This is a genomic window from Pseudoalteromonas sp. 2CM28B (assembly GCF_023161935.1).
Map to the genome: position 1 here is coordinate 54,650 of NZ_JALNTH010000015.1, position 25,020 is coordinate 79,669.

The window sequence follows — 25,020 nt, forward strand, 5'->3', positions numbered from 1 at the left end:
ACAATAAACGCTCAATGTATAGTTCATACATCTCAATACTAGGATAACCATATGTTTTTTAACCAATCTTTAAAAAATCAAGTTGCTGATTTACAAGACAAACTTTTAGTTAGAGAGCAGGTTAGACAAAGCTTAGACAGTGAAATGCTAGTTTTAGAGCTTGATATGCAAGGTCATGTTATAAGACAAAATAAGAATTTTGAACGTACATTCAGCTATTCAAATAGTCAGTTGCTTAACCAGAATATTATTAACTTTATTCCTGAAAATGCACGGAATAATCCTGATTTTAATTTATTTAAACAAGCAATAAGTAAGCGTGAGCACTATGTAGGTGCTATTCAGTTGCTACACCAAAACGGGCAACGAGACTGGTTACGCTGCATTTTACATCCAATTAAAGATGGGCAAGGCCAGCTTGAGTATTTAACCCTGCATTGCACTGTGCTTACACAAATAATTGAAAGCTCCAGAGAAAACGAAGATTTAATTAAAGCCTTGCATCGTTCAACGGCGGTTATTGAGTTTGATACTCAAGGTATGGTGCTGCGTGTTAATGACAACTTTTTAAAAAGTATGGGTTATTCAAAGCAAGACGTGGTGGGCAAGCATCATAGTATGTTTTGTGATGAGCAAGTAGCGAGTAGTAAAGAGTATCAGGCCTTCTGGCAACGTTTGCGTAATGGTGAGTTTATTGCGAGCAGATTTAAACGTATTGATAAACACGGCAATGTAGTTTGGTTAGAGGCTTCATATAATCCTATTTTTAATGAAGCAAATGAGCTCTACAAAGTAGTTAAATTTGCCACAGTGATCACTGATCAAGTAAAAAGAGAACTGGCTACAGAGCAAGCGGCGAGTATTGCACATGGAACCTCCACCGAAACCGATAACAACGCGGACAAAGGTGCTGAAGTGGTACAAAAAACAGTGCAGGTTATGAACGAACTGTCGGTGCAAATGGAGCAAGCTGCTCAAGAAATTTCAGCATTAGATAAACAATCGCAACTCATCGCGAGCATAGTGCAGAGCATTAGCAGTATTGCTGATCAAACTAATTTATTGGCACTAAATGCGGCTATTGAGGCCGCGCGCGCCGGCGAGCAAGGCCGTGGATTTGCAGTGGTGGCTGATGAAGTGCGTTTACTTGCCTCAAGAACCAGTAAAGCGACTGAAGAAATAGTGGATGTTGTAGAGCAAAACCAAAATTTAACTCAATCAACGGTGGCTGTAATTGAGCAAGGTAAAAATAAAGCGCAACAAGGCCTAGCGCTCTCCAAAGAATCTGGTGATGTAATGAGTGATATTAAAAAAGGCGCGCAACAAGTTGTTGATGCGGTTAGTCAATTTTCGAACCAATTAAGCAGTAAAAAATAACTTAAATCTGCTGCTCTTCATTTATTAGCGCACAAGAGAAATTTTGATGATCTTGATCAAGGTTTCTCTTTTGCCCCCTCATTATACTTGCGCGCTTTATTATCCTTAATACCAATTCGCTTAATTAAGTGGTCTATTTTGAGGCTGGAAAAACGTGTTGATAGCTAGGCAAAAAAATTGCTATTTAGTTGTTCTCGGCAATTGCTCCTGCATTGCTCTACCTTCTGCATCCATGCAGTCGTAAATGAGATTTTTTAACGAAGGTAGCGACACGTTTAGCCCCGTAAAATGATTAAGTATTATTGCGGGTTGGTATAATTATTCATGCAACCGACTTGAACTCGGTTCGATGTATGGAGCGCACATGTCAGCTGTTTCTTCCTCAATCCCGTTTATTCCTGAACTACTTTGCCCTGCAGGCAGCTTAAAAAACATGCGTTATGCCTTTGCCTATGGTGCCGACGCGGTTTATGCCGGTCAACCTCGTTACAGTTTGAGGGTTCGCAATAATGAATTCGATTTAGATACATTACAAATAGGGATTAACGAAGCACATGCGCTAAATAAAAAGTTTTATGTAGTGTCTAATATTGCCCCACACAATGCGAAAGTAAAATCGTATTTACGTGATATAGAACCTGTTATTGCCATGAAACCCGATGCGCTGATCATGTCAGATCCTGGATTAATTATGTTAGTGCGTGAAAAATGGCCCGATATGCCAATTCATTTGTCGGTTCAAGCCAATGCAGTGAACTACGCAAGCGTACAGTTTTGGGCCAAACAAGGTATTGAGCGGGTGATTTTGTCTCGCGAGCTATCGCTTGAAGAAATCAGCGAAATACGCACACTGTGCCCAGAAACAGAACTAGAAGTATTTGTTCATGGCGCGCTGTGTATGGCTTATTCAGGGCGTTGTTTACTCTCAGGCTATATTAATAAGCGCGATCCTAACCAAGGCACCTGCACTAATGCGTGTCGTTGGGAGTATGATGTTAAACCCGGCACTGAGAACGAAACCGGCGAAATGGTACATAAAATTGACCCTAAAACGGTTATACCTACGTTAGGTGAAGGCGCGCCAAGTAACGATGTATTTATGCTAGAAGAGCAAGGTCGCCCGGGTGAATATATGCCTGCATTTGAAGACGAGCACGGCACTTATATCATGAACTCAAAAGACTTACGCGCCGTGCAATACGTAGAGCAGCTAACAAAAATGGGGGTGCATAGCCTTAAAATAGAAGGGCGTACTAAGTCATTTTATTATGTTGCGCGTACCGCTCAGGTGTATCGCAAAGCGATTGACGATGCGGTTGCAGGTAAACCATTCGATGCAGACTTATTTAAAACTCTTGAGAACCTTGCTCACCGCGGTTATACCGAAGGTTTTTTAAAACGCCACGCCCATCAAGATTATCAAAATTACGAATACGGCCATTCAGTTTCTACCAAGCAGCAATTTGTAGGTGAGGTACTTGGGCGTAATGCCACTGGTTTGGTTGAAATAGATGTAAAAAATAAATTTTGTGTTGGCCATTCATTAGAGCTAATGACGCCAAAAGGTAATATTAGCTTTGTGCTTGAATGTATGGAAAACAAAAAAGGCGAAAGCATTACTGATGCCAAAGGTTCAGGCCACATTGTAAAAATTCCCGTACCTGACAACATCGATTTAGAGCACGCCATACTGATGCGTAACTTGGATGAAAACCAAGACACCCGCAACCCTTTCAAACAAGCTGTTTCATAATAGAGAGTTAAATTATGGCTTTATTAATAAACAGCAAATGCATTAACTGTGATATGTGTGACCCCGAGTGCCCAAATGAAGCCATTTATATGGGCGCCAAAATCTACCAAATAGACCCTACAAAATGCACTGAATGTGTGGGCCACTACGACAAGCCGACCTGCGTGAGCGTATGCCCGATTGACTGCATAAAGCCCGACCCTAATCATCGTGAGAGCTTAGATGAACTGGCTGAGAAATATGTCAAATTGACGGGGTAGTTTGTTGATTGCTTTTTTATGTTTCATCGGGTTACGAAGCTAAAGTTGCGACACTGTCGCAACAATTAAACTGCTCGCATATTGCGTATTGTTATCGATAAAAACCTCCTCAGATATTTTATAATTAAAACTCAAAAACCCACGACCTTTGCTGTATGATAAGCCAATAATTTATATTGATATTCTTGCAAAGAGAGACCACATGGACGCTGCATCAAAAAAGCCTGCTACAAAAAAAGCTGCAAAAAAAACACAAGTCGGGTTTGAAGAATCCCTTTGGGATGCCGCCAATAAACTGCGTGGCAGTGTTGAATCAGCCGAATATAAGCACATTGTTTTAAGCTTAATCTTTCTTAAATTTATTAGTGATAAGTTTGAAGGGCGTAAAAAAGCCATTATTGCCGAGTACGGCGACGAATACATCGACATGGTCGACTTTTACGCGATGGATAACGTGTTTTATCTCCCAGAAGATGCACGCTGGTCGTACATTCAAGCCAACGCCAAGCAAGGCGATATTGCTGTTAAAATAGATACCGCACTACACGCGGTTGAAAAAAACAATAAATCACTCGCCGGCGCATTGCCCGATAACTACTTTTCACGCTTAGGCCTTGATGCCAGTAAGCTTTCAGCGCTTATCGATACCATTAATAATATCGACACCATTGCCAACCAAAACGAAAAAACAGAAGAAGACTTAGTTGGCCGTGTTTACGAATACTTTTTAGGTAAATTTGCCGCATCTGAAGGCAAAGGCGGGGGCGAGTTCTATACGCCTAAGTCAATTGTTACCCTAATAGCCGATATGATAGAGCCATTCGAAGGCAAAATTTACGACCCCTGTTGTGGCTCGGGCGGTATGTTTGTGCAATCGCTTAAATTTATTAATAGCCATAACGGCAACCAAAAAAATGTGTCTATTTACGGGCAAGAGTACACTAACACCACTTATAAACTGGCTAAAATGAACCTTGCCGTGCGTGGTATTTCGGGCAACTTAGGCGATATAGCGGGCGATACCTTTTTTAAAGACCAACATCCTGACCTAAAAGCCGATTACATAATGGCAAACCCACCGTTTAACCAAAAACAGTGGCGCGCCGATAACGAACTCGTTGACGATGCCCGTTGGGCAGGTTATCCAACACCGCCTACTGGTAATGCCAACTATGCGTGGATCATGCATATGATCTCAAAGCTGAGCGAGCACGGCACCGCAGGCTTTGTACTGGCTAATGGCTCAATGAGCTCTAACACCAGTGGCGAGGGCGATATTCGCCAAAAAATAATCGAAAACGATTTAATCGATTGTATGATAGCTCTACCAGGGCAACTGTTTTACACCACGCAAATCCCGGTGTGTTTATGGTTTATAAGTAAAGACAAACGCGGTAATAACGAAAAAGGCCTACTAAAACGCCGCGACCGCCAAGGCGAAACGCTATTTATAGACGCCCGCGAAATGGGCTCTATGGTTAACCGTACACTAAAAGAGCTAACCAACGACGACATAGCAAAAATAACCGAAACCTACCACCTTTGGCGCGGCGAAGAGCTAACTACTGATACAGAGCAAGAGTATGTAGATGTTGCCGGTTACTGTAAATCAGCCACCCTTGCTGATATTAAAGCTAACGACTTCGTACTGACCCCAGGGCGCTATGTCGGTGCTGCCGATATTGCAGACGACGGCATTCCGTTTGAGACTAAAATGACTGAGCTTAGCCAAACGCTTTACAGCCAAATGAGCCAAAGTGATGAGCTTGATAAAGCCATTCGTAGAAATTTGGAGGCGTTGGGTTATGGGGAGTAAAGTTAAATTAGGGAGTCTACTTTCTCTATTGACGGATTATCATGCGAACGGTGCATACAAAAAACTTAAAGAAAATGTAGAGTTGTTCGATGAACCCGATTATGCCGTAATGATAAGGACTACAAATTTCGAACAGAATAACTTTGACTCTAATCTAAAATATATTTCTGAACATGCTTATAACTTTCTAGAAAAATCAAAAGTTGAGGCGGGCGATATTATAATGAATAAAATAGCTAACGCAGGTAGTAGCTATTTGATGCCTGATCTTAATTGTCCTGTCTCACTTGCGATGAATCTATTTTTGCTAAGAATTGACGATGATAAAGCTAATTCTACTTTTGTATATTTGTATTTAAAACTCAATGAAGACTATGTGAAAAGTTTTGCAAATGGCTCAGTAACTAAAACCATTACAAAAGAAGCTGTAAGAAATCTAGAGATAGAGCTACCCGAAAGGTCAATGCAAGATTATATTGTTAAAGTGTATATGGATTATGTTAATAAATTGACCCTGAACCAAAAAACCAACCAAACCCTTGAACAGATGGCGCAGGCGTTATTCAAAAGCTGGTTTGTTGATTTTGATCCGGTATTCGACAACCTGCTTGCCAGTGTTGATTTTAACTTAGAAAACCTTGAAACTAGTCTGCCTGACGAGTTAAAACAAAAAGCACAGCGCCGCTTAGCGGCACTGGACAGTTTAAAAAATGCGGCCGAAATAAAAACCTCACTCATTGCGCTCGCTCACGAGTTACAAGCACAGTTACCTACAAAAGAAGCAACAAAAGACGCAACACAATCAGCAGTGCAAGTATCAGAAAAAGCCGCTGAAACACCCGTTAAAGCAAACTTTAACGCCAACCCTACAATATTAGCGCAACACGCAAACACCCACGCCCACTTCCCCAATGAGTTCGAGCACAACGAACAACTAGGCTGGATACCAAAGGGTTGGGAAGTGGAGTCAATTTATGAATCAATTGATATAGTATACGGTGCTCCGTTCAAATCTAAGCAATTCAACAATGATGCTATAGGGTATCCTATTATTCGTATTCGAGATTTAAAAACAGGGTCTCCACAAAATTGGAGTGATGAACTACATCCAAAGCGGACGCTAATAAAAGCAGGGGACATTGTTGTTGGAATGGATGCAGAATTTAGAGCGACAGTCTGGTCAGGAGAAGATGGTTTTTTAAACCAGCGCTTATTTTTAGCTAAAGGAAGAAAAAAATATATTAGTAATTTATTCATTAAATACTCATTAGCTCCACTTTTAGCATTTCAAGAACATACTCAAGTTGGTACAACTGTTGCGCACTTGGGTAAAAAAGAAATTGATCGTTTCGAAATTCTAATGCCTTCAAATTCGATTCTTAAGCAATCTTCTGATTTTTTTGAAGATATTAAAGATAAAATTGTTCAGAATTATAAGTCTACGACTCAGCTAACAAAACTCCGTGACACGCTACTACCCAAGCTCATCTCTGGCGAATTACAAATACCCGATGTAATCACAGATGAAGAAGTAGTCGATTAATAACCTTAGCTGAGCGTTTAAAGGCAAAATAACAAGAATAAGGATGTTTGATGAAATTTACTGAAGCCAAATTAGAACAAGCGGTGGTTGAGCTATTAGCCGAGCAAGGCTACCCACATTTATTAGGTGGTGAGCTCACTCGCAATAATAGCGAGGTATTAATTAAAGACGACCTCCGTGCTTTTTTAACCAAGCGCTACGCTAAAAATAACATTACCACGGGTGAAGTAGACTCAATAATTGCAAAGCTCGAAAAGCTGCCTGCCAGTGATTTATACGAGAGCAATAAAACCTTTTGTAAGTGGCTAAGTGATGGCTTTTTGCTTACACGCGAGCGAGGCAGGGTTGCAGGTAGCGCAGCGCAAAAAGATTTATATGTTCAGCTGCTAGATTACGATAACGTTGAGCAAGGCATTAAAAGTAGCCTAATAGCAGGTAGTGCTATGGCTACTTTAGATAAAGTAAGTGAAGCCAGCGTTACTTATCTGCAAGACGACAATATTTACCGGTTTGTTACCCAGTTAGAAATAGAAAGCCCCACCAGTTACGACAACATTGAACTGCGTATTCCCGATGGCATTTTATATGTAAATGGCTTGCCATTGGTGGTGTTTGAATTTAAAAGCGCAATACGCGAGCAAGCCCCTATTTTTGAAGCGTATGAGCAGTTAACGGTACGCTACAGGCGCGCTATTCCGCAGTTATTTGTGTTTAATACCTTGTGCGTTATAAGCGATGGCGTAAACAATAAAATGGGTAACTTATTTGCGCCGTATCAGTTTTTTTACTCGTGGGGAAAAGTAACGGGGCAAGAGCTAACCGCGCAAGAGGGAATTAACTCGTTACATACCTTATTGCAGGGCTTGTTTGATAAAGCGCGTTTGCGCGATGTAATGCGCAACTTTGTGTTTTTCCCGGATTCTGATAATAAAAACGCAGGCAAAAAAGAGATAAAAATTGTGCCGCGTTACCCGCAATATTATGCGGCTAATAAACTGTTCGAAAATATAAAACGCCACTTAAAGCCACAAGGCGATGGTAAAGGCGGTACGTATTTTGGCGCAACGGGTTGCGGTAAAAGTTACACCATGCAATTTTTAACACGCTTGTTGATGAAAAGCGTTGAGCTTAAAAGCCCCACCATTATTTTAATTACCGACCGAACCGATTTAGACGACCAGCTTTCGCAGCAGTTTGGTAATGCAAAAACTTACATTGGCGACGATACGGTAAAAACAGTGACCAGCCGTACTCACTTACGTGAGTTACTAGAAGGCCGTAATAGTGGCGGGGTATTTTTAACCACCATTCATAAATTTACCGAAGACACCCAGTTATTAACCGACCGCACTAACGTTATTTGTATTTCTGATGAGGCGCATCGTAGCCAAGTAAATCTAGATCAAAAAATTACCATTACCGAAAAGGGTGTAAAAAAGACCTTTGGTTTTGCTAAATACCTGCACGATTCACTGCCAAACGCTACCTATGTTGGTTTTACCGGCACCCCAGTAGACGCCACGCTTGATGTGTTTGGTGAAGTGGTTGACTCGTACACCATGACTGAGTCGGTTAAAGATGAAATAACCGTACGCATTGTGTACGAAGGCCGCGCCGCCAAGGTGTGTTTAAACAATAGCAAGCTGGCAGAAATTGAGGCTTACTACAAAGAATGCGCCGATGCAGGCAGTAACGAGCTGCAAATAGAAGACAGTAAAAAAGCCACCGCTAACATGAATAGCATTTTAGGCGATCCTGACCGCATACGTGTATTAGCAAGGGACTTTGTTGAACATTACGAAAAACGCGTTGAGGAAGGTTCTACCATTGCAGGAAAGGCGATGTTTGTGTGTAGCTCGCGTGGCATTGCCTATCAGCTGTATCAAGAGTTAGAAGAATTACGCCCACAGTGGTTTGATGTAGTAGATACCGAAGACGCGCAAAAACTATCAGATACCGAGCGAAAGCGCGCTATTAGCGAGGGCCGTATTGCAGCCCCGTCTGAAAAAGTAAAAATGGTAATGACCCGTGGTAAAGATGACGTTGAACGCTTATATAATTTACTTGGCAGTAAAGACGAACGTAAAGAGCTTGATAAGCTATTTAAAAACAAAAACTCAAACTTTAAAATAGCCATAGTGGTCGATATGTGGCTAACCGGTTTTGATGTGCCATTTTTAGATACCATGTACATAGATAAGCCATTGCAAAAGCACAGCTTAATACAAACTATTTCGCGGGTTAACCGCCAGTTTGAAGGCAAAGATAAAGGCTTAGTGGTTGACTACATTGGTATTAAGTCTGAAATGAATAAAGCGTTAGCGCAGTATTCAAAAACTGACGAAACCAACTTTGAAGACATTACCGCCTCGGTTATTGAGGTAAAAAACCACTTGGCGTTACTTGCCGAGTTATTTCATAAATTTGACAGCAGCCCCTACTTTACAGGCGAAGCTGTTGCCCAGCTAAACTGTTTAAACCACGCCGCCGAGTTTGCAATGATCACCGAAAAACGCCAAAAGCGTTTTATGGATTTAGTTAAGCGTTTAAAAGCCGCTTACGATGTATGTTGCGGCAGTGAAAAAATAAACGAAAACGAGCGTAACCACATTCACTTTTATCTCGCTATCCGCTCTATTATTTACAAGCTTACCAAAGGCGAAGCGCCCGATACCGCGCAAATGAACGCCAAAGTACGTGAAATGATAAGCGAGGCCCTACAAAGCGACGGCGTAAAAGAAGTATTTAAACTCGGTAATGAAGACGGCGGCGAAATTGATATTTTTAATGACGACTACATCGCTAAAATAGAAAAAATAAAACTCCCCAACACCAAAATAAAAATACTGCAACAAATGCTAGCCAAAGCCATAGGCGAGCTTAAAAAAGTAAACCAAACCCAAGGTATCGACTTTACTAAACGCTTTGAATCGCTGGTACAGCGCTACAACGAACGAAAAGACGAATCGATTTATTTTAGTGATGTACTTGATGAGTTTTCTGACAGTATGGTTGATATGATTTACAGCGTACGCGACGAAATGAACGCCGGCGACGAGCTAGGCATTGATATTGAAGAAAAAGGCTTTTACGACGCCTTAAAAATGCTCGCCATTAAATACGACTTTGACTACCCCGAAGATAAGCTAATAGAGCTTGCTCAAGCAGTAAAAGTAATCGTAGATGACAAAGTAAAATTTGTTGATTGGAACCACCGCGAAGACATTAAATCATCGCTCAAAGTCGAGCTGATTTTAATACTCGCTAAATTTAAATACCCACCAATCAGCCGCGATGAAGTATACAAAGAAATATTTGAACAAGCGCAAAATGTAAAAGCGAATAAAGAGGTGTAAAACAGTCGATGATTAGTTTGTTTTGCTGATGATTGTTGAACATTAGTAACGTTTTTGTTGCGAGTATAAGTTTTAGAATTGAAAGGATGATGACAGGTTGGATAAGGTTATTTTTTATCTGGCAATTTTTTAACTACAAGGAGATGACATGGCGGTTGAAGTTGCAAGTTGTACTTTAGCTCAGTTGTACAGTAAGAAAAGTATTGTCAGTGCTAATGGAACTGAAATTCATGGTAAGTTAGCCATACCTGAATATCAGCGACCTTATCGCTGGGGGGAAGTGCAAATAAAAAAACTGCTTAGTGATTATCAGCTGTTTTTAAGTGATTTGGCACAAAGTGACACTGCTTATGGGTATTACTTAGGCAGCGTGATTTTGCATCAGTCAGCAGAGAATGGACAGTTAAATATTATTGATGGTCAGCAACGCTTAACCACTTTAGCATTGATTGCCTATGTGAAAAGTTTGGCTAATCAGCAAAATGAACTAGATGTATTTGAACTTAACCTAAGCTACGACTCACCAGAATCGCAACAACAAATCATTAAAAACCTTGCTTGGTTACAGCAATTCCTGAAAAGCAGTAATGCTAGCCAAATAGCTACATTTGATGCAAATAAAATCAATTTGACGCTTGTTGTTACGCGCTCAGAAGATGATGCTTATCGTTTTTTTGAAACTCAGAATACCGGTGGGGTAAGGTTAAGTGGTCCAGACATAATTAAAGCGCATCATCTTAGGGCTATTGCACGGAAAAATCAAAATGAGTTTGCCGCTAAGTGGGAAGCGTTGGGCGATTTAAACCCAGTTGTTGCCTTACTAATTAAAGGTCGCTACTGGCAAAAATTGTTTAACCGAAGTGTTCCTTCTCACCGTCAACCACATTTAGTTAGAAGCGCTGTAGTACATGAACTTGGCGAAAGCACCGGTAAAGGTGATGATATTGCTTTTGGTCGATTTGAACGAATTTACTTAGCTGATGGTGGCCAAATAGACAAACAAGCGCAACAAGGTTATGAGCTAAGGCAGCCGTTAAATATCGGTATAAATACCATTCATTATTTAAGCTATTTTGAGCAATTAAGAAGCAAGTACTTAACCAGTGTTATTAAGAATAATCAGGTAACTGCAAATAATACCGTGCAAGTAGGGAGCCCCCTTGCACGCTTTTTCCATTTTTATCAAAACCTGATCTGCCAACTCGACGGTTGTAGTTACGTTAAAGGATTATACGACACCGCATTGCTTATTTACATTAGCCAATTTGGCGAACAGCAACTGGATGTAGCCGCGAAAAAACTGTTTCGAGTTATCTACTCACTAAGAGTAAGCAACCAAAAAGCAGTGAGAGAAAACTCCATATCAGCGTTTGTTCGCGATAATCCAGTTCTTGACTGGATTACAGCTAGTTACACACCAAACATGTGTTTTGATTATTTAGATCGTTTTAGTTTTAAAACTGATCCTGCCAATTTAGCGGTTGATAAAAACAGCGTTAAAAAACGCTTTATATTTAAGGTATGTGAATATTTTGGAATAAAAGTTATTACTAGCCTTGCTGCACAAGAGCTTGCTGATACTTATACCGCAAAGATAGATGATTATATTTTAGTATTAAGCAATGACACGCTTAACCAAGAAACTGTGGCTATGAATTGGGTAAGCAAGCGTAAAATGGATGGTGTGCTACATGGATAACTCATTTAGTAATGTTGTTAATAAAGAATACACTAAAGACAAGGTATGCCAAATGACACAAGATCGCGTTGAAACGCAGGTGCTGACATTAAATTACATTCAAACGAATGAATATCAATTTAGTATACCGAGTTATCAACGCCCTTATGTTTGGCCTGATGAGGCTGTATTAAAACTCTTTAAAGATATTAATGATGCACGAGTGGCTAAAGAAGCTAATTACTTTATTGGTACAGTGCTTACTGCAATTGAGCAAGATGAAGATGGTAATAGCTTTTATGAGCTAATTGATGGTCAGCAACGCACCACCACGTTAATACTTATTGCGCTTGCTTTTAAAATGGCAAAAGTTGATTCCGCCATTGCAGGTATTGCGGCATTTAAAAAGCAGCCGAGACTGCAATTTACTATTCGTGATCAAGTTCAACAATTGTTAGGTAGTTTGGCTGGTCTTGATGATTACGTATTCCCTGGGCTAGAAGCCATCGGTGAAAACCCATATTTAAAGCGCATATATGCAGCGTTACAAGTATTAGAACAACAAGTAAAAGCCCTTAAGCACGAAGATCGCATTTTATTAGGCGATTACATATTTAATCATGTGCAATGGGTAAATAATATTGTGCCTCAGCAAATGGACTTGAATCGCTTATTCGCCACCATGAATACTGCCGGGATACAGCTTGAGCAGGCTGATATATTAAAATCAAAACTGCTTAAACAAGTTTCTACAGATAAGCCTTTATTCGATGCCATGTGGTTAGCATGCGAACATATGGAAAATTACTTTGAACGTAATGTACGTAAAGTTTTTCCTAACGCAAAGTGGAATGATATTAAAGCAGAGCATTTAGCTTTCTTTGACGAAATGTTATTTGTAAAAAATGCTAGCAGCACTACGCAAAAACAGGGCTTAACTATTATGCAACTAGCAGAGCAATTAAAAGCAAGTACAGAGACTAGTTGCAAAGAAGATGAAGGCTGCAAACCTGACAATGAGCAGGACGCTGGCACCTACGATTTAGAAAAAGAAACCGTATATTGTCGTCCCATTATTAGTTTCCCATTATTACTTATCCACGCTTACCGCATTTATTTGGCTAACCGTGCTGTAGAGTTAGGTGAAGACACTAATGATGTTATTCCTCGTGTACATGCTGATAAGCTACTAGAAACCTTTGAGCCATTAACAAACGCCAGTGAAGACAAAGTTAAAGAGTTTATTAAAACGTTGTGGCAAGTGCGTTATCAATTTGATCGTTGGGTAGTTAAATGGGTTGAACGTGATGATAATGATGACGAACAATTACGTTTAACCTACCTGACACGAAGCGAATCAAGTGGCAAGTGGTACATTAATCGTAGCCAAAAAGAGTTAAACGAACTAGTTATGCTGCAAAGCGTACGTAACTTTACCGGTGAACGCAGTGCACAGTATTGGATCACACCATTTATTGCAGGCTTGATAAAAGGTAATATTACTGAAGATGCGCAAGCTATAGCGCTGCTTGAAAAAATTGATAACGATTTATCAATGGCTAGTGAGTCTGAAACTCAAAAAATAGCCAGTTTCAAGCAAGCTAAACAACAGCAACCAGAAGTAGATTCTTGGCAAGCAAAAGTTGGTTATTTTGCCCAAGCGAGAGGAACCAGTTTTGAACATTATTGGTTTCAAAAACTAGAATATGTTTTGTGGAAAAAAGAGCCAGATAGGCAGCTAGAGCAGTTTAAAAAGTATCGTATAACAGCTAAAAATTCTGTTGAGCACGTATATCCACAGCGTGAAGAGCATCAAAATGTGTTGGAGCGAGACTTTTTAGATGCATTTGGTAATTTAGTTTTATTAAGCCCTGGTGAAAATTCGTCATACAGCAACCAGGCGGTTAAGAAAAAATGGGTTGATTTTGAAGCCAAACCGCAATATGACTCTTTAAAGTTAAAAGCCATGTTTAAACTGTTGAAAGAGCAAAATGATTGGCAAAAGGAGCAAATAAAACAACACCAGAAAGAAATGTTAACAGCGTTAGCAGAGCATTATGGTTACACGGAATAATTATGCGATTAAAGCTTGTAGAGCAAGTGAATTTGACCACTGCCATGAGAGTTAAGCGTTAAGTGCTTTGCCAAAGCAAATAGAAGCCCCGATTTGGGTAATAAATCTTTTTTAAGCAGCTATTTTAGGCTAACTGCGTGGAATTCTAATGGGTGTAATTTGTTAGGTTGAATCAGCATCTTAATTTTTTGTGGAAGATAAAAAGCCATGATGTTCTATCTCACCTTTATATATTGAGTAAGGCATAATGAATTCACACCGCCATTTATTAATTTTAGAGCTTGTGCCAATAGCACCAAGCTCTATCTCGACTCAACAGCTACAGCGAAAACTGCTTGAACGCGGCTTTGATATTTCAACTCGTATGCTCCAACGTGACCTGCAATCACTTTACGACCAGGGTTGCTTTGGCCTTGAAAAAGATACCCGCAGTAAACCGTATGGTTGGTCTATTAATGCACAGTGGCGAGGTGGTAGCGCTAAAATTATGAGCTGCGAAGTAGCTGAGCATTATTTGTTACTAGAGCAGTTACTACCGCAATCTATACCGAGCGATGTTAAACGCTCAGTTCATATTAGAGCAGAACAAGCGCTTAAACGGTTTAATGGCCATGTGCCTGACTGGCTTTCAACTCTGCCTAAACCGTCGTTAAAAGTGAATATTGATAGCAAATTAGTTGCGCAAATTGAGCATGCGATTAAGCATAAACGTGCTGTGAGCGCTGAGCTTTATAGAGTGCTGTACAATGAGGCGCACTGGTTAAAGTTTGCTGAATTAAGCTTTTATAACTTAGTTGAGCAAGGTGGCGTGTTGATGGCGCAGTTTTTGGTGGGGTCGCTTCACGATAAATGCTATCAAATGCCGGTTTATCGCATTCGCAATGTTCATATCCTGCAAAAAACACGACGTGAGCCAAGTGCTGAGCAGTTAAAGTCGTTACGCAGTGCGATTAATAAAGGTATGAAGCAAGAAGCGATTGAGTTAATTGTAAAAGTACCCAGCCACTCTGCTGTTAATCAAGGGTTTATTGAGCTTGGTGAGCTGACTGATAAGCAACATATTGATGAAAAAAATGTATTATTTACCTATCAAACTATTGATACCGAGCAATTAACCGATGAGCTATTTAAATGTGCTCATTGGCTGGAAGTTATTAAACCTGAGCGCATTAGAAAAAGAATTACCACAAAGCTTAAAGCGGCTGCTGGTAACTATCAATAACGCTAATTAATTTGAGTGCGTCAATTTTTGACGCACCTATTTGTTATGCTCCTTTAAAAGTTAAGGAGTGGTTATGTTTCAATTAATTCAGCAAAATGATGGCTTATCGATTGGTGTATTTGGCATTGGTGGGTGTGGCTGTAATACGCTTAACAGTATTTTTGAACAACGCGAGTCTGAGCAGGCGCACTTGTACAGCGTTAATACCGACAAAGTAGTGCTTGAGCATACACAGAGTGATGAAGCAGTACTGATAGGTGCAGAGCTCACTCATGGGTATGGTGCAGGGGCAGATCCCAAAGTTGGGCTGCAAGCGGCAGAAGAGAGTAAAGAGCAGCTTTTAACGCTTATTAATGGCTGCGATATAATTCTGTGTGCAACAGGGTTGGGTGGCGGTACTGGGACTGGCGCTAGCCCGTATATTGCAGAGCTTGCTAGTGAGCAAGGTAAGCCCATTATATTTGTTGCTACACTGCCATTTAGTAGTGAAGGACAGTTTAGAAATAATATAGCGCAAGCAGGTTTAAATGAGCTTAAAGAGCATGCTAATGCGGTTATTACGCTCCCTAACGATCAACTTATTGAAGTGCTTGGTAACGATATAGGATTATTTGATGCGTTTAAACACTCAAACCAAATACTCCACTCACTGATAAAATCACTCATCGATATGCTTTGTTTTCAAGGGCTTATAAATGTTGATTTAAACGATTTTGCGAAAATTATGGATTGCCAGGGTGATGCTGTACTTGGCGTGGGCAAGTGTAATGAAGAAAACGAGCTTACTACTGCATTGGATAGTGCACTCAATAACCCGTTAGTTAATCAAGTTGATATGTCATCAAGTACGGGTGTAATAATACAAGTAAATTGCAAAGATGAAATTTCACTCGGTAGTTATAACCTCATTACCGATACAGTGCGCCAGCGGGTCAGCCCAAACGCGTTAGTTATTTGTGGTGTTTCTAAAATTGAAAATTTAGCAATGAATTATGAACTGTTGATCATCGCAACCGGTGCAAGCGCTAAGATAATTGTTGAACCTTTCGATAATGCGCCTAGTAGCGAAACCGAACAATCGCCAGCTGCAAGAGCTAAACCTCAAGCTTCTGATATTTTTGACATACCAGCGTTTATACGTAATCAAGCTCCAGCTCCTTGTGGAAAATAACTATGTTAGGGCCTGTTGACCTTTCAGGATTAAAATTTGTTCAATCTAGGGGCCATTTAATCGCGGCGCGAGGTTTGTAACCTAGTGGGCTCGATAACTGCTCCTGCGTTATTCTACTGGCTTACATCCATGTAAGAATAAGTAAAAACCGAGCAAAGCTTTCGCGTCCTGCTCACGTCCCTTACCTACATCCATGTAGGCAACAAAGAGTAAACGACCCCTAGGCAGAAACCCTTCGGGCAGCGCCTGTTTGGCATTTATGCTACGTTATCGCCTATTTATGGGGAACAACCACACTACATAGGCTCTGTCTTGCCTAATTACCAAACAGACTGCTGCAAATTCAACCTCGAAAGATAAACAGGCCCTAGTTACTGCTTTGAGAGTCTGAATACATTTTTCAGTGAGATAACCCTATGAATGTATATTTAGATGACGAGAGGGAAACACCAACCGGTTGGTTAAGAGCCTATTGGCCTAGTGAAGTGATTAAACTTTTGAAGACTGGTAAAGTAAAGCTGCTTAGCCTTGACCATGATTTAGGGAATGATAATAAAGGCACTGGCTATGACGTTTTACTTTGGATTGAGCAGGCAGTGTTTATTGATGGCTTTGTACCGCCAACAATAGCCGTTCACTCAGCCAATAGCTCAGCACGAATTAAAATGGAACGCGCAATTACACAAATTAATTTACTGGCTAAAAATCAAAAGGGTTCTAAACGCTGTGATGGCGAGTGGTGAGCTTTGCAAGTAAACAGGAATATTTTTATGAATACGTTATACATTACAGGAGCTGGTGTGAGTGCTGCTAGTGGTATTCCCACCTTTCGTGGTGAGGATGGCTTTTGGACCATTGGCAGTAAAAATTATACACCCATGCAAATGGCAACCCGTGCCATGTATAAAAATAATCCGCGAGAATTTTTAGCTTGGTATTATCATCGCTTTGCTACCTATCGTAATCATGGCCCTAACGAGGTGCATCATTGGCTTAGCGACAAAAACCTAATTACCCAAAATATTGACGGGCTAGACGGCAAATCCGGTAATAAAAATTATATTGCTATTCATGGGCGGCTTGATCAAATGACCTTATTTCATAAAAATGGTCTGGTAAAACCGCAAACAGCACCTTGGGATAAGGTCGATGAAAATCGTTTAAATGACTCATTACTTGAGCTGTTTAACATTGAAAATAATAATCCTAAGGTCAATCGCTCGTTTAAACCCTATGTGCTGCTATTTGATGAATATTACACGGAACTTTACCGTATTACTGAAGCACAACAGCGAATGATTAATGCCGATAAAATGGTGTTTATGGGTACTTCGTTTAGCGTGAACATTACTCAAATGGCGCTGGATATTGCGCGTAATTATGCTATTCCAATTGAAATTGTTGACCCTGATCCAGTTCACGTTATGCATACAAACGTAAGCTATAAAAAAATGACTGCATTGGAGTACATACAGCAACAAGGTTAGTTAGGTAAATAACCTGAACTCTGGATAATAAATCTATCTCAAGCAGCTATTTACAGCGCTAACTACGTTGAATTTACTTGCAATAGGCGAGCTATTGACGCGTAATTTCGCCTTGTTTTCACTGGAAATCTCTGGCTAGAGAAAATAAATATAAATATCAATTTTGATTCAATACGTTAGTAAATCTCTTAACCAAAGTTCAGGTTAAATAGGTTATGTATTGCTGCTGGTATACATAACCTATTATGCGTTATTAATAATCAGTACAACTTACATTATGTTATTGTTGGTATTTAATTCACGCTGGTACTCGTTATTTTAGGTACTTAAATACATTATTAAGAAGACGGTAGCAATGTTAAGTATTTCTCTTGGGCCTTTGGTTATTTCCATTTCTCAGTTAATTATTTTTTTAGGGTTAGGCATTTTTTGGGGGCTTACCTATTTATTAACGCGTCAACATCCATTACAAAAAGCGATTTTAGATACGGTTTTTAAAGCAATTGTGGTGGGCTTTTTAGTCTCGCGTTTAGCGTTTGTGTTTACTATGTGGGATGCTTATCAAGGTAATTGGTGGCAGCTTTTTAATATTAGCGACGGTGGTTTTATTGGTTATTATGGTTGGCTCAGCGGCATAGTGGTTTTAGCGTTTTATGCCCGTGGTAAAAAAGCGGTAATGAAACACTACGCTATTGCTGGGTTTGTTGGTTTTTGTTCAATGATCATTCCTAACTTTGCGCTGTCTATTTACCAAACGGGTGTGCAGTTACCGCAGTCGGTTGTGCATAATATGCAAGGGCAGCAAGTTAACTTACAAAACTTTAAAGGTAAGCCGGTGGTGATTAACTTTTGGGCGTCGTGGTGTCCGCCGTGTCGAAAAGAAATGCCGGTGCTACAAGCGGCTCAAAAAAATAATCCAAATATTACGGTGGCATTTGTAAACCAAGGTGAAGACTTACACACGGTAAAAGCGTTCCTTGATGAACAGCAACTCGACCTAAATCATGTGTTTTTTGATCAAAGTAGTAATGTGAGTCGCGAATCAGGTGCTGCGGGCTTACCAACTACTTTGTTTTATAATAGCCAAGGTGAGTTAGTCACCAGTCATATGGGAGAGCTTTCTCATGCGAGTTTAGGCTATTATATTCAAGCTATTAGTGATAATAAATAACGGTGTATTGCTGTTTAATCGCGTCATTCCTTTTTATGCCCTTTTAAAAAGCAGCTAAATAGCAATTTTGCTGCTTAACTTCCTACCTTTATTTGAGTTGATTATTTTTTGATAAGGTATTCAGTTACTTATCAGTTTGCATTAACAAACTATTAAGCTTGGTTATGTAAAATACAGCTACTTTTTTCGTACCATCTTTAGCTAGTACGATCATCTTTAAGTATTAACTGTATTTTAAATGGAACTGTTAAAACTATGACCGCTCATCGGATAACCCACGCTGTACATCACTCTCTTCCACTTTTTATTAAATCAACGCTGTGCATCTCTATTTTATCTGTGATTAATCATGCATATGCTGATGAAGCAGAAGATAAAACATTAAAAAGCAAAGATATGGAAGTCATTGAGGTGCGTGGTATTCGTTCCAGTATGGCGGCTAATTTAGATATAAAGCGTTTATCGAGCTCTGTGGTTGATGCCATAACAGCAGAAGATATTGGTAAGTTTCCTGATAAAAATGTCGCAGATTCATTACAACGCGTACCAGGGGTAGTGATTGACCGTGACGGAGGCGAGGGCTCATCGGTAAGTATTAGGGGGTTATCATCTGAGCTAACCTTTTCTCAGCTAAATGGTAATTTTATTGCGTCATCACCAGGTGAGCCATCTCGTTCGTTTGATTATGCATTACTGCCCTCAGCCATGATTGAAAGCGTGGAAGTGTATAAATCACCAGAGGCACGTTTAGATGAAGGTGGCGTGGGCGGCACGGTATTAATGCATAGTCGTAAGCCGCTAAGTATGGATGCAAACTCAGGGGTGATTAATATTGAAAGCACTTATGCCGATGTGACTGAAGAGTCTGAGCCCCAAGTAACCGCACTTTATTCTTGGAAGAATGAGGCTGATACTTTTGGTGTGTTGTTTGGTTACACCTCACAAAAACGCACTAACCGAACTCTCTCAGGAGGCACAGATGCAAACGTATGGCGCTTTGCCGGTGATAACCCGATAGATACCAATGGCGAGCTGGTTGATAATAATAATCAGTGGGGCTCAATAAGTGATGCTCAGGGTAATAGTTATGACGATGTTTGGTTTCCTCAAGTGGTTCGTGGCTCAATTGTAAACGAATTACGTGAGCGAGAAGGGGTGCAATTTAGCACGCAGTGGCGCCCAACCAGCCGTGTTGAAATTGGCTTTAACTATTTTGGATTTTCACTTGATAAAAATAGAACTGAGTCGGTGATTGATATACCTGAATGGTCTTTAAATCCTGACTTTTTAACCGATGTAAGTTTGGATGAGTCGGGCACTATTATCAATGGGATGCAATTTGATGCAGCTGCGAGTGGTGCAGAGAATGATATGCAACTGCCGTGGATGCGAGGCTCTTATGTGCGTGAAGAGTCGACCTCAGACACCTTTGATTTTAATTTAACCTATGAAGGCGATTATTTTAAAGCCCGTTTTGTGGCGGGCAATACGCGCTCTGAAGGCGGGCCAAAGGAGAGTTGGGAAGCGGCGTATAAAAGTTCAAACGCCGGTGAAAATGAAAGCCGTATAGAAAATGCATCGCAAACAGCGGGTTGGCAAATTAATGAAAACGATATTAGTTTAAATATAGACCCTAATACGCTAGCTAACTTACTAAATGGTGTGGGCGGTGGGCGCGATCCAGGCTCGTCAAATTCAAGCTTTGTGCGCAGTGAACTCGAAGAAGATTACTATCAAGCTGACTTTGATATTTATACCGATTGGGGAATTTTAAGAACAATTAAAACAGGGGTTAAGTATCGAGAAGCTACACTGCATCGCGAAACCGGTAATACCTTCTTTTTAGATCCTAACTTTGATATTGCTGCAGCAGAAGCCAGCGAGGGGGGGATCACACGTTTTGACAGTTATCAGTGGAACAACGGTATGCCACTAGCACAAGACGTGTTTATTAACGAAGGTAACATTGCGGGTGGTTTTAATATAAACCAAATGCCTGGTATTGATTGGCAAAAATACCGCGATATTGTGACCAGTCATTATGTGCCGTATACACGCAAAGAAGATAACTTTATTTATGATATTGAAGAGCAAATAGCGGCGTTTTATCTGCAAGGTGACTTTGAGTTTAATAGCGTGCGAGGTAATTTAGGGGTGCGGGTGGTGCGCACTAAAACCATGACATCATCAACCGACCTATATACTTATTTATTAGATCATACCAATGATGACAGCGGCGAGCCGGTAACCGGAGATGATCGATTTGTTGAAGACTATCAACTTATTACTCAAGAGAGTACCGATACTCAAATTCTTCCTAGCTTTAATATTGCATGGGATATAAGTGATGATGTAGTGGTACGAGGCGCGGTTGCTAAAGTGATGTCACGACCTGATTATGCCGATTTAGGCGCACAACAACGCATTACGTTTGTCTCAGATGAGTGGGCAGACGATAGAGCTGAGTTTAATGAAATCCCGGGTTTTAGTGGCAGTGGCGGTAATAAAAACTTAAAGCCATTTGAGTCGGTGCAAGCTGATTTATCTATTGAATATTATTACAGCGAAGGCTCTGCCATTGGTTTAGCATTGTTTCATAAAACTGTTGATAATTTTGTTGTTCCCTTAGTTATTGACGTACAACAAGATTTTGCTGGTAAAGAGGGCATAGTTGAGGCAGGAAATATTACTGTATCGCCATATAGCACAGTAGGTAATGGCACTGATGCCGTATCTAAAGGGGCGGAAGTATTTATACAGCATGCCTTTGATAGTGGTTTTGGTTTTTATGCAAACTACACTTATAACAAAACCAATAAAGCCGATGTAAGTGTTAATGGTAAAGAGTTTGGCCAATCACCATTAATAGGCAGTGCTAAGTATCAATACAATACCTCGATATATTATGAGGGAGATGCCTTTAATGTTCGTGCTTCTTATAATAAACGCGGTGAAACCGTGTTGGGTTTAAACAGCGGCTTAAATGTATACCAAGACCCATACGAGCAAGTTGATGTAAATGCTTCGATTAATTTATTAGAGGATTTGAGTTTGACCGCTGCAGTTATTAATTTAACTAAATCTGAGTCGGTAAAGCGCCTAGGTAATGATACAGAGTCTCGGTTATTAAACTCAAGCTATTCGGGAAGACGTTATTATGCGGGCATAAACTACCGTTTTTAAGCTGAGTGTGTTGAGTTTGGGTAAACAAGCTGCTTTGTTGCTGTTTTAGCTTTTTCTTGTAAGTTATTACTTTATAATGAGCGTTATAAAAATTATAGAATTAATAATAACAGAATTGAAATGAGTGATTTAACGGCAATAGCCAACTTATCTATTTTATTAGTTGAGCCTTCTGAAGTTCAGTAAAAGCTAATAAAAAATCACTGGCTCAGTGCGGTGTTACACAAATTGAAACGGCCAGCACTCAAGAAAACGCGCTGGCTGCTTTATCAAATTATCACCCTGATTTAGTCATTAGCAGCCTGTATTTAAGTGATGGCACAGCTGATTCTTTATTACAGGCAATACGCAGTAATAGTAATACCGAGCAACAAGTGGAACTAGAGCACTTTGATGTGACGCTTCTTAGAGTGCTTGTGGTTGATGACAGCCGTTTTGCGCGAAAACATATAATACGTGTCTTGGCGGGGATGGGAATTCTAGCACCGGTAGAGGCCGAAGACGCTAAACAAGCGATTGAAATGTTAAACAGCCAATCATTTGATTTAATTGTTACAGACTACAATATGCCAGAAATGGATGGTAAAGAATTAGCTGAAACGGTAAGGCAATCGAATGCATACTCGCCTATTCCAATTCTGATGGTGAGCTTAGAAGCTAACGATACCCATTTAGCTAATATTGCTCAAGCGGGTGTGGATACAATATGTGACAAACCGTTTGAGCCTGCTACGGTGCGCGATTTACTCTTTAAAATCATGAGCTAAAACATAACTATAAAAGCACTTTTTAACTAAAGTGCTTTTAAGTAACGCAATGAAAAATTGAGCAGCTTGGCGGCCGGCAAGGGCTTACTTAAATAAAATCCCTGAGCAATATCGCAGTTTAGCTCGTTGAGTAAATCTAGCTGCTCTTTGGTTTCTACCCCCTCAGCCACTACTTTTATTTCTAGGCTGTGTGACATAGCTATGGCCGCTTTCACTAAATTACAGTCTGCCTTGTTATCTGTTATGCCAGTAATAAAGCTGCGGTCAATTTTTAGCACATCAAAAGGGTATTCTCGTAAGTAACTTAATGATGAATAGCCTGTGCCAAAGTCGTCCATTGACAGCTTTATGCCCAGCTCATCAATTTGCAATAAGGCATCATGAATTGACGCTTGGCTATTCATCAGCACCCCTTCGGTAATTTCCAGCTCTAAACATTCATTATTAATACTATTTTTATGCAGAGTGTGTTTAATTATATTGACCAGTTCCGGGTCTCTGAATTGGCGCGGTGATAAATTAATCGCCATGGTATAGTTTTGCTTGTTAATTGATTGCCATTCATTTAAAAAGCGTAAGGCTTGTTGAAGAACAAATACACCAATAGGCGCAATTAAGCCGGTTTGCTCTGCAATTGGGATAAACTCATCTGGGGTGATTTCCCCTAACACTATATTATGCCAACGAAGCAAAGCTTCAGCGCCAACGATAGTGTTTGTTTTTACATCTATTTGTGGTTGGTAATAAAGCTCAAATTCATTACGCTCTAGTGCACCATGCATTTGCTCTTCTATTTCAAAGCGGCGACGCATGGCGACGTTCATTTGTGGGGTGAAAAAAGAGAACGTGTTTCGCCCCATGGTTTTTGCTTGGTACATAGCGGTGTCGGCATTTCGTAACAACACCGAGGCGCAGGTGCCATCCTTAGGGGAAATAGCAATACCAATACTTAATGTCAGTATTAAGTCTCTACCTACAAGTTTAAATGGTTTCTTAAATGCTTGAAGTAACCGCTCAGCAATCGCTAAAGCATCGCTTTCATCATTTAAATTGGATATTAAAACAATAAACTCATCGCCGCCCAATCGGCCTATTGTGTCATTTTTTTTAAGTGTTTGCTGTAATCTTGCTGCTGCCGCAATTAATAATTTATCCCCCACTTCATGGCCTAAAGAGTCATTTACTTTTTTAAAGTCATCAAGATCTAAAAAGAACACGGCGGCTTTTTCGTGGCTCTTTTGTGCTTCCAGTAATATTTGTGATAAGCGGTCTAGAGATAAAAAGCGATTAGGCAAATCGGTTAAACTATCAAAGTGGGCCTGATGGCGAATTAGTTCAGCGGAGCGGTGTAGTTCGCTAATATCACGAATAATCACCATAATTTGGTTTGTTTTGGGCAATAAACGCAATCTCGCTTCGTAATAAATTACGCCTTCAGGCATGCTTAATTCGTATTCAAAACTGACCATACTGTCTTGTGCTATCGTTTTTTCTATATGAACCTGAAACTTTTGCGCTATTTTTTCAGGTAATACATCCACCATTTTTTTACCAATAAACTGGTTAGGTGAAATATATAAATCGTTTTCATTGTTTGCATGGTAGTCAGTAATAGTGCTATTTTGCTCTAGTACAAAAAATAAATCAGGAATTGCCTCAAATAAAGTTTTGAGCATGGTGGCATTAAATACGGCTTCTGCTTGTGCTTTGTGAACCTCAGACAGATCAATATCAATACAGTACATTTGTTTGGTATTGTACTGATTGGTAAACATAACATGGCTTGAAAATACGGCTACCTCATTGCCATTTTTATGTCTGAGTATGAGTTCTGATGCGGGAATTTCAATATCATACTTAATCCAATTACTATGCGCTTTAATAACGGGCTCTCGCATTGGTGCGGGTATAATTAAATTTTCGAGTTTTTTGCCAATGGCTTCTTGGTGTGTATACCCATAAAGCAATTCACTGCCTTTGTTCCAATAAATAACACGTCTTTGCTCATCGTAACCTTGTACTGAGATAGAATCGACAGCATCAAAAAGCTGGTGCAATGGGTCATTTGTAACATATTGATGAGTCGGTATATTATTAGTTTTATTGGGAGCCATTAAATAGGTTCCAGTTATTGAATTACTTTATTTATATAATAGACATAA

The 25,020-nt window shown here is 40.0% G+C and carries 15 protein-coding genes and 1 pseudogene; 15 read left to right on the forward strand and 1 reads right to left on the reverse strand.

Features of this window, described 5'->3' with window-relative positions; genetic code table 11:
- Positions 1-51: 51 nt before the first annotated feature.
- The 15 genes and pseudogenes from MTN96_RS19025 to MTN96_RS19095 all read left to right on the forward strand — a co-directional run bounded on the left by MTN96_RS19025 (position 52) and on the right by MTN96_RS19095 (position 22,858).
- The gene (locus MTN96_RS19025; RefSeq protein WP_248532517.1) at positions 52-1,377 is read left to right on the forward strand and encodes a methyl-accepting chemotaxis protein; all 1,326 of its coding nucleotides are present in this window, start codon (positions 52-54) and stop codon (positions 1,375-1,377) included.
- Between the two features lie 364 nt (positions 1,378-1,741).
- Positions 1,742-3,130, forward strand: coding sequence for a tRNA 5-hydroxyuridine modification protein YegQ (yegQ, locus tag MTN96_RS19030; protein WP_036983710.1), 1,389 nt, complete (start codon positions 1,742-1,744; stop codon positions 3,128-3,130).
- A gap of 14 nt (positions 3,131-3,144) precedes the next feature.
- Positions 3,145-3,390, forward strand: a complete 246-nt coding sequence (locus MTN96_RS19035) for a YfhL family 4Fe-4S dicluster ferredoxin (protein WP_083238652.1) — start codon at positions 3,145-3,147, stop codon at positions 3,388-3,390.
- Positions 3,391-3,592: 202 nt separating this feature from the next.
- The gene (locus MTN96_RS19040; RefSeq protein WP_248532518.1) at positions 3,593-5,206 is read left to right on the forward strand and encodes a class I SAM-dependent DNA methyltransferase; all 1,614 of its coding nucleotides are present in this window, start codon (positions 3,593-3,595) and stop codon (positions 5,204-5,206) included.
- Positions 5,196-6,749 carry a restriction endonuclease subunit S gene (locus MTN96_RS19045; RefSeq protein WP_248532519.1) on the forward strand — a complete coding sequence of 518 codons (1,554 nt, stop codon included), beginning with the start codon at positions 5,196-5,198 and terminating at the stop codon, positions 6,747-6,749. The genes MTN96_RS19040 and MTN96_RS19045 overlap by 11 nt, the downstream gene beginning before the upstream one ends.
- 50 nt (positions 6,750-6,799) lie before the next feature.
- Entirely contained in the window at positions 6,800-10,105 is a 3,306-nt protein-coding gene (locus tag MTN96_RS19050; RefSeq protein ID WP_248532520.1) for a type I restriction endonuclease subunit R, read from the forward strand.
- A 148-nt stretch (positions 10,106-10,253) separates the two neighbouring features.
- Positions 10,254-11,804 (forward strand): DUF262 domain-containing protein, encoded by a 1,551-nt coding sequence (locus tag MTN96_RS19055; protein ID WP_248532521.1) that lies wholly within the window; start codon positions 10,254-10,256, stop codon positions 11,802-11,804.
- A complete protein-coding gene (locus tag MTN96_RS19060) occupies positions 11,797-13,857 on the forward strand; it encodes a DUF262 domain-containing protein (RefSeq protein ID WP_248532522.1) in 2,061 nt (686 codons plus the stop codon). The genes MTN96_RS19055 and MTN96_RS19060 overlap by 8 nt, the downstream gene beginning before the upstream one ends.
- A 247-nt stretch (positions 13,858-14,104) precedes the next feature.
- Positions 14,105-15,079: a WYL domain-containing protein gene (locus MTN96_RS19065; RefSeq protein ID WP_248532523.1), complete on the forward strand. Its 975-nt coding sequence runs from the start codon at positions 14,105-14,107 to the stop codon at positions 15,077-15,079.
- A 73-nt stretch (positions 15,080-15,152) separates the two neighbouring features.
- Positions 15,153-16,250, forward strand: coding sequence for a cell division protein FtsZ (locus tag MTN96_RS19070; protein ID WP_248532524.1), 1,098 nt, complete (start codon positions 15,153-15,155; stop codon positions 16,248-16,250).
- A gap of 416 nt (positions 16,251-16,666) precedes the next feature.
- A complete protein-coding gene (locus tag MTN96_RS19075; RefSeq protein ID WP_214552388.1) occupies positions 16,667-16,993 on the forward strand; it encodes a cyclic-phosphate processing receiver domain-containing protein in 327 nt (108 codons plus the stop codon).
- A gap of 27 nt (positions 16,994-17,020) precedes the next feature.
- On the forward strand, positions 17,021-17,737 hold the full coding sequence (locus MTN96_RS19080; RefSeq protein WP_248532525.1) for a Sir2 family NAD-dependent protein deacetylase: 717 nt from the start codon (positions 17,021-17,023) through the stop codon (positions 17,735-17,737).
- Between the two features lie 355 nt (positions 17,738-18,092).
- A complete protein-coding gene (locus MTN96_RS19085) occupies positions 18,093-18,908 on the forward strand; it encodes a TlpA disulfide reductase family protein (RefSeq protein WP_214552389.1) in 816 nt (271 codons plus the stop codon).
- Between the two features lie 255 nt (positions 18,909-19,163).
- Positions 19,164-22,091 carry a TonB-dependent receptor gene (locus tag MTN96_RS19090; RefSeq protein WP_248532526.1) on the forward strand — a complete coding sequence of 976 codons (2,928 nt, stop codon included), beginning with the start codon at positions 19,164-19,166 and terminating at the stop codon, positions 22,089-22,091.
- Between the two features lie 120 nt (positions 22,092-22,211).
- Positions 22,212-22,858, forward strand: a pseudogene (locus tag MTN96_RS19095) (response regulator).
- Positions 22,859-22,884: 26 nt separating this feature from the next.
- Here MTN96_RS19095 and MTN96_RS19100 read toward each other — a convergent pair.
- Positions 22,885-24,972 carry a bifunctional diguanylate cyclase/phosphodiesterase gene (locus MTN96_RS19100; RefSeq protein WP_248532527.1) on the reverse strand — a complete coding sequence of 696 codons (2,088 nt, stop codon included), beginning with the start codon at positions 24,970-24,972 and terminating at the stop codon, positions 22,885-22,887.
- Positions 24,973-25,020 lie beyond the last annotated feature (48 nt).

Excerpts from the sequence above, each read along its gene's own strand:
- MTN96_RS19025 (WP_248532517.1), top strand. The coding sequence starts at position 52 with ATGTTTTTTAACCAATCTTTAAAAAATCAAGTTGCTGATTTACAAGAC.
- yegQ (WP_036983710.1), top strand. The coding sequence starts at position 1,742 with ATGTCAGCTGTTTCTTCCTCAATCCCGTTTATTCCTGAACTACTTTGC.
- MTN96_RS19035 (WP_083238652.1), top strand. The coding sequence starts at position 3,145 with ATGGCTTTATTAATAAACAGCAAATGCATTAACTGTGATATGTGTGAC.
- MTN96_RS19040 (WP_248532518.1), top strand. The coding sequence starts at position 3,593 with ATGGACGCTGCATCAAAAAAGCCTGCTACAAAAAAAGCTGCAAAAAAA.
- MTN96_RS19045 (WP_248532519.1), top strand. The coding sequence starts at position 5,196 with ATGGGGAGTAAAGTTAAATTAGGGAGTCTACTTTCTCTATTGACGGAT.
- MTN96_RS19050 (WP_248532520.1), top strand. The coding sequence starts at position 6,800 with ATGAAATTTACTGAAGCCAAATTAGAACAAGCGGTGGTTGAGCTATTA.
- MTN96_RS19055 (WP_248532521.1), top strand. The coding sequence starts at position 10,254 with ATGGCGGTTGAAGTTGCAAGTTGTACTTTAGCTCAGTTGTACAGTAAG.
- MTN96_RS19060 (WP_248532522.1), top strand. The coding sequence starts at position 11,797 with ATGGATAACTCATTTAGTAATGTTGTTAATAAAGAATACACTAAAGAC.
- MTN96_RS19065 (WP_248532523.1), top strand. The coding sequence starts at position 14,105 with ATGAATTCACACCGCCATTTATTAATTTTAGAGCTTGTGCCAATAGCA.
- MTN96_RS19070 (WP_248532524.1), top strand. The coding sequence starts at position 15,153 with ATGTTTCAATTAATTCAGCAAAATGATGGCTTATCGATTGGTGTATTT.
- MTN96_RS19075 (WP_214552388.1), top strand. The coding sequence starts at position 16,667 with ATGAATGTATATTTAGATGACGAGAGGGAAACACCAACCGGTTGGTTA.
- MTN96_RS19080 (WP_248532525.1), top strand. The coding sequence starts at position 17,021 with ATGAATACGTTATACATTACAGGAGCTGGTGTGAGTGCTGCTAGTGGT.
- MTN96_RS19085 (WP_214552389.1), top strand. The coding sequence starts at position 18,093 with ATGTTAAGTATTTCTCTTGGGCCTTTGGTTATTTCCATTTCTCAGTTA.
- MTN96_RS19090 (WP_248532526.1), top strand. The coding sequence starts at position 19,164 with ATGACCGCTCATCGGATAACCCACGCTGTACATCACTCTCTTCCACTT.
- MTN96_RS19100 (WP_248532527.1), bottom strand. The coding sequence starts at position 24,972 with ATGGCTCCCAATAAAACTAATAATATACCGACTCATCAATATGTTACA.